The following is a 15,290-nucleotide window of genomic DNA, read 5'->3' as shown; positions in this document are numbered from 1 at the left end:
GGTTCACCCGCCGGGGGTGCGACGCGGGCGAGGCGTGGCGGCGTCGTTCCCGCTGCCGGGTGAGGACGGGGACAGCGCCGACCTGATGCCTGCCATGTATTCGCTCAAGCGCCTGTCCTCGACGATGCCTCCCTGGCGCAGGCCCGTCTCGATCTCGCCGGCATGCTTTACCTGCGCTGTCACCTGGTCCGGAAGGCGGCCATCGTTGCTGAGCATTGCGTGCAGATTGCGCCAGGTGCTGCCGATTTCCGGCGGCAGCTCCGTGTTGCGCCGATAGGCTGCACCGCCTTTGACGATCTTGTTTTGAAATTGCGGCAGGCTCCGGAACGGGAAATGCAGGATCTCGATTTCCCGGTGCGCGACATGCGGTGCCGCGAAACCGCTGACCGCGTGGTTTCCCTGGGCCACGACGATGTCTTCCAGGCCTCTGTGGCAGTGCTTGGGAAGCAGCGGCTGCCCGAGCGGATTCAGCGAATCCCGTTCGCGGTAGATCATCCTGTCATAGAATTCCCGCGCCGATCCCGCGACCGTTACGAAATTGTGGCGCCTGGCCTCCACGATATTGCAGTGCTCCGGCAGGCCCCGGAACAGCTCGCCCAGGGAAGTCGCCGTCAACGGCCACCAGAATTCGTCGGCATCGCTGTTGATCACCCATTTTGCGCCGTAGCGAAGATACGCCAGTCGCGCCATGGTGGTGACCCATTTGCCCTGGCTGTAGTCGTCGCGCGTTTGCGGGATGTAATGGAGGATGCCCTCGCGTTCATAGGCTTTCAGGATTGCCGGCGTGGCATCCGTGGACAGGTTGTCCATCACGATGAAAAAATCGACCCCCTGCGCGCGGTGATAGTCGATATTGGCGGCGATGATATCTTCCTCGTCCCGAACCAGCAGGGTCATGACCAGGTCGAAGCCGGTCCTGCCGGGTTCGGTCGTGCGCGCGGCGCGCGGCGCGGATGACAAGGTCCGCGCCTGCCCAGCGCACGCCGGACGATCGCTGGCGGCACGCCAGCGGTATGCGACGGTGGCGGCACCGGCGGGTGCCGCATCCAGGGAACCCGGCACGAGCCATTCAATGCCGAGTTCGCGCAGCGAATACGCCGCTAGCAGCGCCGTGTCGACGCGCAGGCAGATCTGCCCGTCGGGCAACGCGGCGCCGTGCGCCGGCAAGTCGGCCGACGCTTCCCAATGGTCGAGTTCGCATACGTGATAATCGAAGCAGGTGAGTGCGACGCTGACCGGTTGTTCCGGCGGTATCAGCCCGGTGGGCAGGCCGATCTCGAGGGTCGCCTGCCCACCCGCCTGCTGCAGATCCTCCGGGATCGTGATCGTAAAACGGCCGTTGGCGCGGCGCGCCGCGTCCTGCCATTCCCGGCACGCCGCCTGACCGGGGGGCGCCGCAGCCTGCGCCTGTCGCGCTGGATCCGTCCGTGACCGCCACTTGCCGGCGCGGGCGCAGGCCGCCGCCCCCCAGTCCTGGCGGATCGTCCGCGACGTCGGATGCGGTGCGATGACATGGCCGAGGAACTCGCCGATGAACGGTTCGCGCAGCAGGCCGGCGAGACGATCCAGCACGTAGGCCGGTACCGGCCGCGCCAGGGCGGCGCGGAGGTATTCGAGGCCGGTGTAGGCGAACACCGCGATGTCGCGGCGTTCGATTTCATCCAGGAAGACGTCCCAGTCCACGGCGCCGCTCTCGATCAGTGCGATGGCGTCGCCGACCCAGATGCCCATGGGGCGGGGCGTGTAGAGCAGGCCGTGCCCGAGTGTCAGCACCAGCATGTCGGTCACGCTTGGCAGGAATACGGACGCGGCGCCAAAGCGGGCCTCCGTGCCGCGTTGCCACATCGGTGCGTCGTGATCGGGGCAGCGGTTGAGCAGGAGTGCGGAGGTGTGCAGGTCGACCTCCAGCCGCTCCCCGTTGCTCAGCGGCACCGAGTGGCGGGACGAGCGCAGGCACGCCCTGAGTTCGCTGCGCGCGAGCGGCCATTTGCTGTTCCATCCGCAGGCTTCCGCTACATCCATGAACGGGTCGATCTGTTCCGGATCGATGAGGATATCGATATCCGTCATCCGGCGGACGCTGCCAGGCGCGACGCCGGACAGGTGGATCGCAGCCCCCTTGCTCAGCATGACCCGGATGCCCGCCTGTTCCAGGGCCAGCAGCAAGGGGCCGGCATTGTCGACATGATGGTCGAAGCGCGTCCAGTCAAACTGACTGATGCCGCTGCATGACGTGATATCGACCGCTGCCGTCTCGTGCCTGGACAGCGCGGCTGACGCCTGCGCGATGACCCGGGCCGACTGCCAGTCGATGCTGGCCAGGTCCGGGTGTTCGTCGCGCCAGCGTTGCCAGCTCCGGGCGGCGCAGGCCGGGTCACTGTGATAGGCGGCCATGAGCAGGAGACCCATGGCGCCGGACGGCCAGGCCCTGGCGGGGTCGAACGCCGGCGGCTGTGGCATGCGTCCTTCCCTGCAGCCGTACTGCAGGTAGTGATGCAGCGGGTTCAGTCCGGACGGACCGACATCGTCGTAGCGCGACTGATACCAGGTGGTAGCGAAGCGCGGGCCCGGGTCCCGGCCCTCGGCTGCCCCGCTGCTCAGGTAGTGCGCCAGCGGGTTGAGTCCCGCCATGGCCACATCCGGATACCGTTGCAGGTACCAGGCACTGTCGAACAGGGGGTTGGGGTTGCAGCCCTCGGCAGCGCCGCACTGCAGGTAGTGTTGCAGCGGGTCTGCGCCCGAGCTGGCGACCTGCGGGTACTGCTCCCGGTACCAGGCCGCGTCGAACAGCGGGCCGGGATCGCGTCCCTCGGTTTTGCCGAAGTTCAGATAATGCACCAGCGGATTGACCCCGGCAGCGCGGACATCGGGGTTTTGCGCCAGGTACCAGTCGCTGTCGAACAGCGGGCCGGGATCGCGGCCCTCGGCCGCCCCGTAATCCAGGTAGTGCAGCAGCGGATTGAGGTCCGCTGCGGAGACATCCGGATACTTCCGCTGGTACCAGCCGGTATCGAAGACGGGATTGGGGCTCCTGCCTTCCCGCCATCCGGACACGAGCCAGTGCCAGAGGGGGTCGTCTCCGGCGAGGACGACAGCGGGGTTGTTCTCGATGTACCAGCGTTCGTCGAACAGCCCGGCAGCGAGCACCCTGTCGGCTTCCCGCTGCAAGCGGCGCCGCATGGCGGGCTGCAGGCTCCTGCCGGCACAGAGACGGGGCGGCATGCCGCGCGCGCGCCATGCGGTGGAATGCGCGTGCTGCTGTCGCGTCACGACGAGCGGGCCGCAACGCCAGGCACGCGCTGTCTGCAGGGCATTGAGACGCTGCAGGAGTCCGTTGCTCAGTTGTTCCAGGGCCGCGTACCTGTCCCGGTAGCGCAGCGCCACCTGCGCCTGCCGCGCCGTGTCGGCCTGGAGCTCGCTCAGGGAGCGGTTCAGTTCAGCGATGCGCCGGTCGTGCCGGCTGAGCCGCGTCGTGTATTCCTTTATTTCCAGTGCCGTAGCGTCGTGCCTGCGCACCAGTTCGGCGTTGCGGGCCTCCATGCGTTCGACCGCCGCCTCCAGGGCCCGTATCCTGGCCGACTGTGTGCTGGCAGTCTCTTCCAGCTCGCCCATGCGCTGGTCCTGCGCCTGGAGTCGTGCCGTTGCCGCGTCCGCAGCGGCGGTGCGTTGCACGAGCGCTTGCCGCGCCTCCTGCAGGGCCGTGTCCCTGCTCTGCAGGGCCTCGACCAACGCAGTGTCAACCTGGTCGAATTCGTTACGGATCCGGTCCAGTGCCGCCTGGACCGTCGCCGAGTCCGGATCGCGCACGAGGTCCTGCAGCAGCCTGAAGGTGTCCTTGATCCAGGCCATGATCCCGGCGTTGCGCAGCAGGCTGGCTGCGTCCGTCACATGGTGGCGTAGCCGATGCTCCAGGAAGCGGTCGATCCCGCCCTCGGCGTCCGCATGACGACCCGGCCATGACAAGCCGAGCTGCTCGGCGATACGGCCAGCGGTGCCGCGCCAGTCATCGAGCAGTTCGGCATAGCTCAGGAAGGCGCGTGGTATGCCACGCGAGCCCAGTTCCGCATCGAGCACATGGCGCAGCCAGAGCATGTAGGACTTGGTCGGACTGAAGCCATCACGCTGCTCGAGCGAGGACGCGACCTCGACCGGGTTTCTGAACGGCAGGATGCATTTCGTCTCGGCACCGAACTGCCTGAGGCTTTCGAGCCAGAAGGGCAGCAACCGGCAGACTCTCGGATCCTTGAACACGAACAGTTCGGATTCCGCGAAATTCCGCTCGAGGATTTCCCTGGCCTGCGCCTTCAGCCCGGGCAGGGATGTCTGCGGATCGAGTCGGCGCCAGTCATCCCAGCCGGAGTCCAGCGTGGCGAGGATCCGCTCATTGAGATCGTAGAAATCGAGTGACTCCCAGAATCCTGTTTCGTTGACGCAGGCCATGCTGGGCATGAGATTGGACGGCAGATCGGCACCCAGCAGGCTGATCACCCGGGTCGTTGCAGACGTGCCGGAACGATGCATCCCGGCCACCAGCAGCGCCGTGCGCTGTGCCGGCACCTGCCGCGTGCCGGGATTGGCTGTCGCGGGGCGAACCGTGCGGGGTTGGAGACGGACCGGGGCGGGTGTCGGACTGATACCGGGGGCTTGCGGGCTATCGGACTTCATACTGCTTCTGTATACCAGCGTATTCCTTGCAGGATCGTACGCACTCGATCCCTTCGGGAAGGTACGGTTAGATCATGCCGTCTTGCTGCTCTCCGTCGCCTGCGTTCCTGCCTGTCGGTACCGTCACGTCGGCTGCGCCTTTGACGCCCTGCGGTTGTGAAGTTGCACCGGGTCTGCCGTGGGGCTGGGGAAACATCAGTGAAGCGCCATCGTTCAAATCAGTTTAATTATTTACCATAACTTTCCGGGTCATGGCATCCATGCCGCGCGGGTCAGATTCAAGGCGTTGTTATACCTACAGAAATATGCGCCGGCGTGGCGGTAAAACTGAATTACAGATACAGGGATGAAGCAGATCCTTCCTGCGCCGATCCTGCGCGGCTGCCCGGGGATGGCGTTCGATTTGAAGCAGCGGGCCGCGCTACCGCTCGCGCGCCCGGCGCTTCCAGCCACACGCTGGCCGGTCTGGATACATCCGGCAGTTACTCCCTGTCCCGGCGTTCCACGGTTTCCGGGTCCGCCGTGATGGGCCGGTAGATCTCCACGCGGGTGCCTTCCTCGAGCACGGCATCGAGCTTGGTGAGCTTGCCGAAGATGCCGATTTTCTGCCTTTCCAGGTCGATTTCCGGGAACTGCGCGAGCAGCCCCGAGCGTTCGATGGCTTCCCGCACCGTACTGCCTTCCGGAACATCCAGTTTCACCCACACCTGCCTGAACTTGTCCGCATAGGCGACACCGATATTCATCGTCGCTGACCTCCGTTAGGCCGATCAGGCGGTCGCCGCCTGGTCGAGCGGCGCTGGTGGCAAAAAAACGTGCACGACTTGAAGTGGAAGAAGTTCCTGTACAAGCAGCTCAGCATGACCGAGGGTGTCTACACTTGCCGCGCGCCCACCTGCCAGGTATGCACCGACTATGGCGCGTACTTTGGGCCCGAGGAGTGATGGCCGCCTGCTGGTTTATCCCGTACGGCGCACGTCGCACCTGACTGGGCGGGTGCTTGCAATACGCCTGGCTGGCGCAGCCATTGGCAGCATTCCGGTTCATTTTGCCGACGCAGCATACGTGTCATCATCCCCCGCTGGCAGTTGCTCGGCAGGCTGCGCCTGGGTCGCCTCGCGTGCATGCAAGACCTTCAGCATCGCGGTAAAGGCAGAGGCATCGCCTATCAGCGCGCGCGCGGCAATCTCGCCGGATACCACTGCAATCATCCCGGGAAGGATGATATTCAGATTGCCGGTCAACTCGATCAATGCGACCAGTGCGGCCAACGGCGCACGCAGGACAGCGCCCATCATCGCCACCATGCCGATGATGGAGTAGAAGCCGGTGGACCCGGCTTGCTGGGTATGAAGCTCGGACAGCACCAGCTCGGTAAACCCGCCGACACACCCGCCCATGACCAGAGACGGCCCGATCAGGCCGCCGGGAAGACGCATGCCGATGGAGCACGCCGTGGCGACAAGTTTGGCAAGCACGAGTATCAGCAATGTCTGCATACCCAGCTCGTTCTTGAAGATCCGGCTCAGAGCGTCATAGCTCAGGCCCATGATCTCCGGGGCCCATTGTGCCAGCAGGCCGGTCAGGACTCCGGCTGTAACAAAGGCCTGAAAAGGGCGCCAGCTGACGGTCATTCTTGCCGTGTACTCCACGGCCAGTATGAAGCCGGCGGCCAGCAGGCCGGTCAATACACCCATCACCGTCATCACCGGTAATTCAAGTAACGAACCGATCGACACCGGCGGCATATCGAATGCCGGGCTTGGACCGTAGACGATGTGGCTGATTATCGCGCCGACGACCGCGGCGACGATGGTCGGCACGATATTGTTTATGGCATAGCGTAACCGCAGCACCTCGATGACGAATATCACCCCGGCCAGCGGGGTGTTGAAAGCGGCTGCAATGGCCGCGGCGCCCCCGGCAGCCGCCAGCAGATAGCTGTCATCCTCGCTCAGCCTGATCCGCATTCCGAGCAGGCTGGAGGTCGCCGCGCCGAGGTGCACGCCCGGCCCTTCACGATCGACCGAGTTGCCGGAAACGATCGCCAGCAGGCCGCAACAGAACTGCACCACCGCGTTGGAAACCGGCAGCGCCTGCTTGCGGAAGCGCAGGTAATCCAGCATGTGCACGATCCCGACGGTCTGGCGGCCCGGCGGCAGGCGCTCGAAGATCAAGGCCAGCGCCAGCGCCCCGGTAACGGGAAACAGGAAACGCAGCCAGCCAGGCAGCGCCTCGTAGTCACCGATCCGTCCGCTGGGCAGCAGCCACTGCTGGCTCCACTCGATGCAGAACCTGAAGACGGTGACCAGAACCCCGGCCATCAGGCCGGTGAGTGCGCCCAGCAGGGAAATTCGCAGCAGTGACTTGTCCATTGAATGCGCGCCCGGCAACCGTTGCCCTGCAGTTACACCCATGTGGCAGTTGTTGGCAAAACCCGATTCTATCGACAAGCCCCGGTTCGCGACAGGGCGCAGGCGCCGGGATAGCGGTGCCACCGCCCTGCGGGCGCCAGGCGCATCCTGCAGGCTGCGGCGCGGTTCACACGGTAGAAGGCATGGCTGAAACGGATCTGGCAGGAACTCGCCACAGGCGGTCGCATGTCTCGGACGAAACGGTGCGGTGTTCGTTCTGCCGGGAACCGCGATCCGGTGAAACTCCGCTGATAGCGGGCATGGACGAGCGCCTCTGCGAGAGCTGCGTGCGGCTGGCGGCGCGGGTGATAGACAGCTGGGGCAGCCGTCGCTCGGTGCTCGAACCGCTCAAGATCCTGCCCGTGCCGCACGAGATCAAGCGGCAGCTCGACGCGTATGTGATCGGGCAGGACGCGGCAAAGCAGACCCTGGCGGTCGCGGAATACAACCTTTACAAGCGTCTGCGGGCGGACGCCGGCACGCTGGCCCGCGCGTGCGAGCTGGCCCATGCCACGCGTGATGTATCGGGCAAGGGTGTACAGCAGACCTTGCTCAAACTGGTCGAGGGTACCTTGGTAAAGCTGAATGGACATGCTCGCATCCCACAGCTTGCCGCCCGTCGTGTGGCGCCGGCCGTAGCGTGTTCACCGTAGCGCCTTTCAGTTCCGGTTTGTCAATAGCGGGTTCGGCCTGTCATGACGTTTGCTGTTCGCGCCCGTCTTTAGCAGCAAGCGCTGCGTATGGCAAGGGCTTCCGGCGAAGCATCGGTGAGGTTTAAACCGGACCGGAGTTTCGGGATAATCCCGTTCCCATAAATCGAACAGGGGACACGGGAACTGCATGGACTACGAAGAAGAGAGTGCAGGCGAGACCAGACGGCACGGGCCGGGGCCCGGCACCTGGGGTTTGATGGCACTGGTCGCTATCATCACCATCATCGCCGTCTGGCTGGTGCCGGTGGACGACAAGGAGGCACCGACGTCCCTGCCATCGCTCCCGGGAGTCAAGGAAACGTCGCAGCAGTCACCTGGCCTGTCTGAATCACCCGCATCTGCGACCGCCATGGAGTCGTCGTCTGACACGGGTGAATCCGTGGCGCTCGACCTGCCGTTGCCGCCGGGCGGGGTCGCCACCGTCACCGAGGGCGGCGAGGGTGCACGTACCTTCCTCTATAAGCTGCGCGCCAGCGGCGGACAGCCCGACCCGGCGGTGGTCTTCGCCGAGGCCGAACGCCTGCAGGGTGGGGGTGAACTGGAAGATGCCTACCTGCTGTATCGCTACGCGGCCCGTCATGGCCACGCGCAGGCGGCCATGCTGCTCGGCACGGCGGCCGATCCGGCCTTCCACTCGGCAGCCACCAGTTACCTGCCGGAGCCGGATCCCGGCCAGGCGCGCAAGTGGTACAGCATGGCCGCTGCCGCCGGCAACACGGAAGCCGATCAGCGCCTGGAAGATCTGCATGGACGTCTGGAGCGGGCCGCCGCCGCCGGGGATGAGCAGGCGGCGCGCCTGCTGCTACAGTGGCGCTGAGCTGCCGGGAGAAGGTGACGATGAGGAACGCATTGCTTGTGCTCGTGATGGCCATGCTGGCCTGCCAGGCGGTGACCGCCGCGGCCGAGGGGGGCGCCGACCGGCCGCTGCTGATTGCGGGTAAACACAGCCTGTACCAGCGCGTGCTCGCAGTGCCGGGCGCCCGGCTCGCGGGCAGTCCGGGCGGCACGGCGGACAAGCCGGTCGTGCCGTTCACCGCCTTCTACGTCTATGCCCGCGCGCAGCAGGGCGAGCGGGAATGGCTCGAGGTCGGTACGAACCGCTTCGGCGATCGCGCGGGCTGGTTGCCCGCTGCCGAGACCATCGAGTGGAACCACGGCCTCACCGCCGCGTTCGAGGACCCGGCGGGACACGACCGGGTGCTGCTGTTCCGGGACAGCGATTCCCTGCGCCGGCTCGCGGAGCAGAACGACCTCGCCGCCTACCAGCGGCTGTACGACGACGCGGTGCGGGGCGCGATCGCCGACGATTCCCCCGTGGTCGCCATCCAGCCGGCCGGGCACATCGATATCCGCAAGGATTTCTACCTCGTGCCCATTCACCGTTATGAGGACGTCTATCTCGGCGGGGTGAAGGCGCGCATGCTGGAGGTCTCCAGCGTGCCGTTGGCCAGCGCCGACGCCGGCAGCGGCGCCGGCAACGGCAAGGCGAAGCGGGGCTACACGGCGGGCCTGGTGTTCGTCATCGACTCCACCCTGTCGATGCAGCCCTACCTCGAGCGCACCCGCGCGGCGGTCAGCACCATATTCGACACCCTGCGCTCGGCCGACCTGCTCGGACAGATGAATTTCGGCCTGGTGGCCTACCGCGACAACCTCGCCGCGGCACCCGGGCTGGACTACCTGGTGCGGACCTATGTCGATCTCGACGAGGGGCGCGATGCCAAGGGTTTTCTCTCGCGCCTGAAAACGCTGCGCGATGCCAGGGTGTCGAGCCGCGATTTCACCGAGGATGCCTATGCCGGCGTGAAACAGGCGATCGAGGGGATCGACTGGGCGGGGCACGATGCCCGCTACATCGTGCTGGTGACCGACGCCGGCGCACGCGATGCCGATGACCCGCTCTCCAGCACCGGGCTGGATGCCGAACGCCTGCGGCAACTGGCGCAGGAACAGGGGATCGCCATCTTCGTGCTGCACCTGCTGACCGACGCCACCATGGCGGATCACGCGGCGGATGCTGCGCAGTACCGGCAGCTGGCGGACTTCCCGGGTGTCGGCAGCCTCTACTACGGCGTGCCCACCGGCGATGTCGACGAATTCGGCCGGGTGCTGGATGCGCTGGCCGGCCAGATCACCGAACAGGTGCGGATGGCCGCCACGCACCGCCCGGCGCCTGCCCCGGTGCCGGCCAGCGACGACGCGCAGCTCGCCGCACTGCAGGCGCGGGTGGCCAAGCTGGGCTATGCGCTGCGCATGCGCTACCTGCGCAAGAGCACCGACGGCAAGCTGCCCACCATGTTCGATGCCTGGCTGCTCGACCGCGACTTCCGCGATCCGCAGCGCAGCGCCCTGGACGTGCGGGTACTGCTCAGCCGCGACCAGCTCTCGGACCTGAGCGATGTGCTCATGCAGGTGCTCGAGGCGGCGGAGGAGGGCCTGCTGTCGCCGCAGAACTTCCTCAGCGAGCTGCAGAGCCTCGCCGCGACCGCCGCGCGCGATCCCGAGCGCCTGGGCTCGACCACGGCGACGACGGCGGGCACGGGCGACAGTCTCGCGGATCTCGGATTCATGCGCGAATACATCGAGGACCTGCCCTACACCGGCGAGGTGATGGGCATGTCGCTGGACGACTGGCAGAGCTGGTCGACACAGGATCAGATCGCCTTCCTCAATCGCCTGGAGGACAAGGTCAGCTACTACCGCGCCCTGCACGACCACACCGATCTCTGGATCAGTCTGGACGGCGGGCCGGTCAACGGCGATTCGGTCTACCCGATCAAACTGGAACAGCTGCCCTGATGCCGTGGCCGCTGACGGGGTTAAAGAAGGTGCGAGAGCCGGTAACTGAACCCCAGCACACCACCATCTATCTCTTGCACGACGTGGTGAAGGAGCGCGCGTCCCGGGGCGTGGGCTTCCGCCTCCGGGTACCCAGCCTACGGATCAACCAGGGCGAGCAGATCGCCCTGATCGGCGAATCGGGCAGCGGCAAGTCGACCCTGCTGGACATGCTGGCCTTCGTGCTGCAGCCGTCCGAGGCGGGTGCCTTCCGGTTCCGCCCGCAGGAAGCCGGGAATCCCATCGATGTCGTCGAGTGCTGGCAGCACGGCAGGCAGAACCTGCTGGGTGACCTGCGCAAGCGCCATATCGGCTACGTGATGCAGACCGGCGGTCTGCTGCCGTTCCTGACGGTCCGCGACAATATCGGACTCAGCCGCAACGTGCTCGGCATGAAGCGTGACGGCACGGTGGAACACCTCGCCGAGATGCTGGGCATCGCCGGCCATCTGCGCAAGCTGCCATCCGACCTGTCCACAGGCGAGCGCCAGCGCGTGGCCATCGGCCGTGCGCTCGCGCACCGCCCCGCGATCGTGATCGCCGACGAGCCGACCGCCTCACTGGATCCGTTCGCCGCGGAGAAGGTCATGACGCTGTTTCTCTCGGTGGCGCAGGAGTTCAATTCGACGGTCATCCTCGCCAGCCATGCCTGGCGCAACGTCAAGCAGCTCGGATTGCGGCGTCTGTCCCACCGCACCACCCGTTCGAAGGATGGCAAGACGACCGAGACGGTGGTCAGCGGCTAGACCGCGAGGCGTGCGGACCAGCGGGCAGCGATGCAAGGGCAGGGACAGGTGCGGCAGAGATGAATACGCGAGATGCAAACCCATGTGCAGGCAAGGCCGCGTCCCGGCCGGATAGCCGCGCCGAATCATGATCAGGAACAAGTTCAGGATCCTGCGGCTGGCAAGCCGGGACTATCTGCACGAGTGGCAGATGTCGGTGTGCTTCGTGCTCGGACTGGCGGCGGTGCTCGGCCCCATGCTGGTGTTGTTCGGACTCAAGTTCGGGATCGTCGGCGCGATGACCGAGCGCCTGATCGAAGACCCGATCAACCGCGAAATCCGTCCCGTGGGCAGCGGGCGTTTCGAGCAGGCATGGCTGGACGATGTTCGCCGCAAGCCCGAGGTCGTGTTCCTGGTGCCGCGTACCCGCAGCATCGCGGCGACCATCGAACTCACCGGCCCGCGGGTCTCCCGCATCCTGCCGGTGGAACTGATCGCGTCAGGTCAGGGTGATCCGCTGCTGGCGCCGGGCGCGCCGTTGCCGGAGGGCTACGAGCAGGTGGTGCTCACGCGCGGCAGCGCCGAGAAGCTGGCCGTCCGCGCGGGCGACGTGCTGGATGGCAGTCTGGCGCGGCGTTTCCAGGGCGAGCTCGAGCGCGTGCACCTGCAGCTGAAGGTCGCGGCCATTGCCCCGGACGGGGTGTTCGAGCGCGACGGTGCCTTCGTCTCGGTCAAGCTGCTGGAGGCGCTGGAGGATTTCCGCGACGGGCGGGCGGTGCCCGAACTCGACTGGGGCGGCCAGCCGGCAGACGCCCAGCGCAGCTACCCCGGCTTCCGGCTCTACGCGCGTTCCATCCATGACGTGGCGGGCCTGCGCGATGCCTTCGCGGCCATCGGCGTCGAGGTGCATACCCGTGCGGCGGAAATCGAAACGGTGCAACGCATGGACCGTAACCTGACCGCCATCTACTGGGCCATCGCGGCGATCGGCATGGTGGGATTCTCGCTGTCGCTGGGTGCGAGTCTGTGGGCGAATGTCGAGCGCAAGCGCAAGCAGCTGTCGATCCTGCGGCTGGTGGGGTTCCGCACCCGCGACATCATCTGGTTCCCGATGGTGCAGTCGCTCTTTACCGCCATCCTGGGCTGGGCGCTGGCCGTGGCCATCTACTATGCAACCGCGGTGGTCATCAACGGCATGATGTCCGACCAGCTGGAGGCGGGCCAGCAGGTCTGCCGGCTGCTGGACATCCACTATATCATCGCCCTGGCGCTGACCTGCGGTGCCGCGGTGATTGCGGCGGGGCTGGCGGGTACACGCTCGGCGCGTATCGAACCCTCCGAGGGTCTGCGCGAGATATAGAGTTGCGGCAGCGGGTCAGTCATGACCGCTACGTCGGGTTACTCTGCGGTGTATCCTGCAGCCGCTGCGCCGCACCTCCGGCAAGCACGAGCGAATCGCGCCTGCACGTCGTCATGCAACGGCCGGTGTCATTACTGCGACTGCCGAGAGATTCTGCAAGATCCGGTGCTGCCGGCCTGTGCGGCTGGATGGTTTTGCCATACCCCGGGACCTGCGGATTCGTGTTCCTGGCGTGCCTAAAACTTTGTTGCGGTCCGTCGTGCCGTCGGCCAGTGTGCCGGGATTTTACTGCACACTGGCCGAGGAAACCGATCAGGTCCGCTCTGGTAGCCGGCGTGGCAGGCCGGCCGTCAGACTGCAGGAACCAGAATCTGCCCCTTCAGCGACAGGGGTCACGTCGTGAACCCGCAGCTGCGGCTCACGGCGACTCGGTGCAAGCCCGCGATCATTCATCCCCGCCCGTGGCGCCTAACAGGTGCAACAGGCTGGTGAAGAGGTTGAAGATAGAAACGTACAGGCTCACAGTCGCCATGATGTAGTTGGTCTCGCCGCCGTGCACGATGTTGCCGGTCTCGAACAGGATCATGCCGGCCATCAGCAGCACGAACAGCGCGGACACGGCGAGGGACAGGGCGGGCAGTTCCAGGAACAGCGCGGCAAGCCCGCCGAGGAACGCCACCAGGACGCCGGCCATGAGCATGCCGCCCATGAAGCTGAAGTCCCTGCGGCTGGTGAGCGCATAGGCCGACAGGCCGAGGAAGATGATGCCCGTGCCGCCCATGGCGGTCAGCACGATCCGGCCGCCATTGGCGAGGCCGAGGTAGGCGCTCAGGAGCGGGCCCAGCGTGTAGCCCATGAAGCCGGTCAGCGCAAAAACAAACACCAGGCCAAGGCCGCTGTTGCGGAATCTTACCGTTGCGAACAGCAGGCCGAAATAGCCGGCCAGCGTCAGCAGCAGACCGGGGTGTGGCAGCTGCAGGGCCAGCGCCGCGCCCGCCGTGCCCGCGCTGAACAGCAGGGTCATGGCGAGCAGGGCATAGGTGTTGCGCAGCACCCGGTTGGTGGCCAGCACATCCGTGCGGATCGCGCTGGCCGATTGCATGATCGGTGTATTCGCGTTCATATCCTTCTCCAGATCAGTTAATGGTAGTTGCTTGAGGTTCAGTCGCCGTGTTCCGGTACCGCGCGCGGCGCAGGCAGCCGCAGCCGCTTGCTGTCGCGCCGACGTCCGAGCCGGCGCACCACCGTCTGCCCGGCGCGGGATGCGGCGCGGCTGATGGCGCGGTAAAGGTCGGACCCGGTGTCCACGACCACCACCGCCTGGCCCGGCAACTGCACCTCCAGCTGGCAGCGCTTGTCGTCGCCGCCGCGCGGTCCGTTGATATCGGACAGACGCACCAGGATGCGCCTGACGTGGCGGTAGCACTTGCTCAGCGCGAAGGCCAACCGCCGTTCCGTGTGTGTGCGCAGGGCAGGGGTCAGGGGAAAATCCCGGGCCTGTATCTCGATCTGCATGGTCACCTCCAGGTGGCGTTCGTCAGTGGGTACGTTGCACAGCGTAGCGTCGGTTGAAGCCCAGAAAAAGTCGAATATAATTTGTTAAATATTCGAAAAAAACGAACTATCGACGGGCCATGATCAACTACAAGCACTTGCATTACTTCTGGGTGGTGGCCAAGCAGGGCGGCATCGCGCGCGCCAGCGAACGCCTGCACCTTACGCCCCAGACCATCAGCGGCCAGATCGGCCAGCTGGAGCAAAGCATCGGGGAGGCGCTGTTCAGCAAGGCGGGGCGCGGCCTGGAACTGACCGAGACCGGTCGCCTGGTGCTGCGGTATGCCGACGAGATATTTTCGCTCGGTGGCGAACTCGAGGACACGTTGCGCCATCTGCCAACGGAACGGCAGATGATTTTCAAGGTCGGCATCGCCGATGTCGTGCCCAAGACCATCGCCTATCGACTGCTCGCGCCCGCCCTGTCCCTGTCCGAACCGGTGCGGATCATCTGCCGCGAGAACAACCTGGCTAGCCTGCTGGCGGAACTGGCACTGCACCGGGTGGATATGGTGATCGCGGACGGTCCGATTCCGCCGGGTATCAACGTGCGCGGGTTCAGCCACGTGCTCGGCGAGTGCGGCATCAGTTTCCTCGCCGTGCCGCAACTGGCGCAGACCATGCGCAAGGATTTTCCACGCAGCCTCGATGGCGCGCCACTGCTGATACCGAGCGAGACCAACCTGGTGCAGGCGAAACTGCTGGCGTGGCTGGACGGGTTGCGTATCTACCCGCGCATCGTCGGGGAATTCGACGACAGTGCCCTGATGAAGGTATTCGGCCAGGCGGGAACCGGGATCTTCATCATATCCACCCCGATCGCGGCGGAGGTGGCGAAGCAGTACGGCGTGCGTCTCATCGGCAGTACGGAGGCGGTGCGCGAGCAGTACTACGCGATCTCGACCGAGCGCCGGATCTCACATCCGGCCGTATCGGCGGTCACCGCGACCGCGCGCGAATGGTTGAAGTAGAACCCTTAGGAGGAAGCCCGGATGCCTGGGCTAAAGCCCAAGAGGTATTC

Annotated in this window: 12 protein-coding genes; 7 read left to right on the top strand and 5 right to left on the bottom strand. The window is 65.8% G+C overall.

From position 1 onward, the window contains the following. Positions 1-3 precede the first annotated feature (3 nt). Positions 4-4,557, bottom strand: a complete 4,554-nt coding sequence (locus R3F42_10120) for a nucleotidyltransferase family protein (protein MEZ5542390.1) — start codon at positions 4,555-4,557, stop codon at positions 4-6. A 590-nt stretch (positions 4,558-5,147) separates the two neighbouring features. Beyond that, positions 5,148-5,411: an RnfH family protein gene (locus R3F42_10115; protein MEZ5542389.1), complete on the bottom strand. Its 264-nt coding sequence runs from the start codon at positions 5,409-5,411 to the stop codon at positions 5,148-5,150. 69 nt (positions 5,412-5,480) lie between these two features. Between R3F42_10115 and R3F42_10110 the strand changes: the two genes are divergently transcribed. Continuing rightward, the gene (locus R3F42_10110; protein MEZ5542388.1) at positions 5,481-5,609 is read left to right on the top strand and encodes a nitrogen fixation protein NifQ; all 129 of its coding nucleotides are present in this window, start codon (positions 5,481-5,483) and stop codon (positions 5,607-5,609) included. 99 nt (positions 5,610-5,708) lie between these two features. On the opposite strand, the gene R3F42_10105 is transcribed toward R3F42_10110, so the two are convergent. Further along, positions 5,709-7,040 carry a chloride channel protein gene (locus tag R3F42_10105; protein ID MEZ5542387.1) on the bottom strand — a complete coding sequence of 444 codons (1,332 nt, stop codon included), beginning with the start codon at positions 7,038-7,040 and terminating at the stop codon, positions 5,709-5,711. A 182-nt stretch (positions 7,041-7,222) separates the two neighbouring features. On the opposite strand from R3F42_10105, the gene R3F42_10100 reads away from it, so the two are divergent. The 5 genes from R3F42_10100 (at position 7,223) to R3F42_10080 (ending at position 12,715) form a co-directional block, all read left to right on the top strand. Continuing rightward, on the top strand, positions 7,223-7,732 hold the full coding sequence (locus tag R3F42_10100) for a ClpX C4-type zinc finger protein (GenBank protein MEZ5542386.1): 510 nt from the start codon (positions 7,223-7,225) through the stop codon (positions 7,730-7,732). A 187-nt stretch (positions 7,733-7,919) separates the two neighbouring features. Continuing rightward, complete coding sequence (locus tag R3F42_10095) at positions 7,920-8,609, top strand: hypothetical protein (protein ID MEZ5542385.1); 690 nt, start codon at positions 7,920-7,922, stop codon at positions 8,607-8,609. A gap of 20 nt (positions 8,610-8,629) precedes the next feature. Further along, positions 8,630-10,591, top strand: coding sequence for a vWA domain-containing protein (locus tag R3F42_10090; protein MEZ5542384.1), 1,962 nt, complete (start codon positions 8,630-8,632; stop codon positions 10,589-10,591). Further along, positions 10,591-11,376 carry an ABC transporter ATP-binding protein gene (locus R3F42_10085; GenBank protein ID MEZ5542383.1) on the top strand — a complete coding sequence of 262 codons (786 nt, stop codon included), beginning with the start codon at positions 10,591-10,593 and terminating at the stop codon, positions 11,374-11,376. Before R3F42_10090 ends, R3F42_10085 begins: the two co-directional genes overlap by 1 nt. Before the next feature lie 127 nt (positions 11,377-11,503). Next, complete coding sequence (locus R3F42_10080; protein ID MEZ5542382.1) at positions 11,504-12,715, top strand: ABC transporter permease; 1,212 nt, start codon at positions 11,504-11,506, stop codon at positions 12,713-12,715. 445 nt (positions 12,716-13,160) lie between these two features. Here the strand turns inward: R3F42_10080 and R3F42_10075 are convergent, their stop codons facing one another. Then, on the bottom strand, positions 13,161-13,838 hold the full coding sequence (locus R3F42_10075; protein MEZ5542381.1) for a Bax inhibitor-1/YccA family protein: 678 nt from the start codon (positions 13,836-13,838) through the stop codon (positions 13,161-13,163). 38 nt (positions 13,839-13,876) lie between these two features. Beyond that, positions 13,877-14,230 (bottom strand): HPF/RaiA family ribosome-associated protein, encoded by a 354-nt coding sequence (locus R3F42_10070; protein ID MEZ5542380.1) that lies wholly within the window; start codon positions 14,228-14,230, stop codon positions 13,877-13,879. A 119-nt stretch (positions 14,231-14,349) separates the two neighbouring features. Between R3F42_10070 and nhaR the strand changes: the two genes are divergently transcribed. Beyond that, positions 14,350-15,240, top strand: coding sequence for a transcriptional activator NhaR (nhaR, locus tag R3F42_10065; GenBank protein MEZ5542379.1), 891 nt, complete (start codon positions 14,350-14,352; stop codon positions 15,238-15,240). Positions 15,241-15,290: the final 50 nt, after the last annotated feature.

The organism is Pseudomonadota bacterium (assembly GCA_041395565.1).
In the GTDB taxonomy this organism is placed as follows: Bacteria; Pseudomonadota; Gammaproteobacteria; order UBA9214; family UBA9214; genus UBA9214.
The sequence above is the reverse complement of the archived record's forward strand: the minus strand, read 5'-3'. Positions and strand labels throughout refer to the sequence as shown.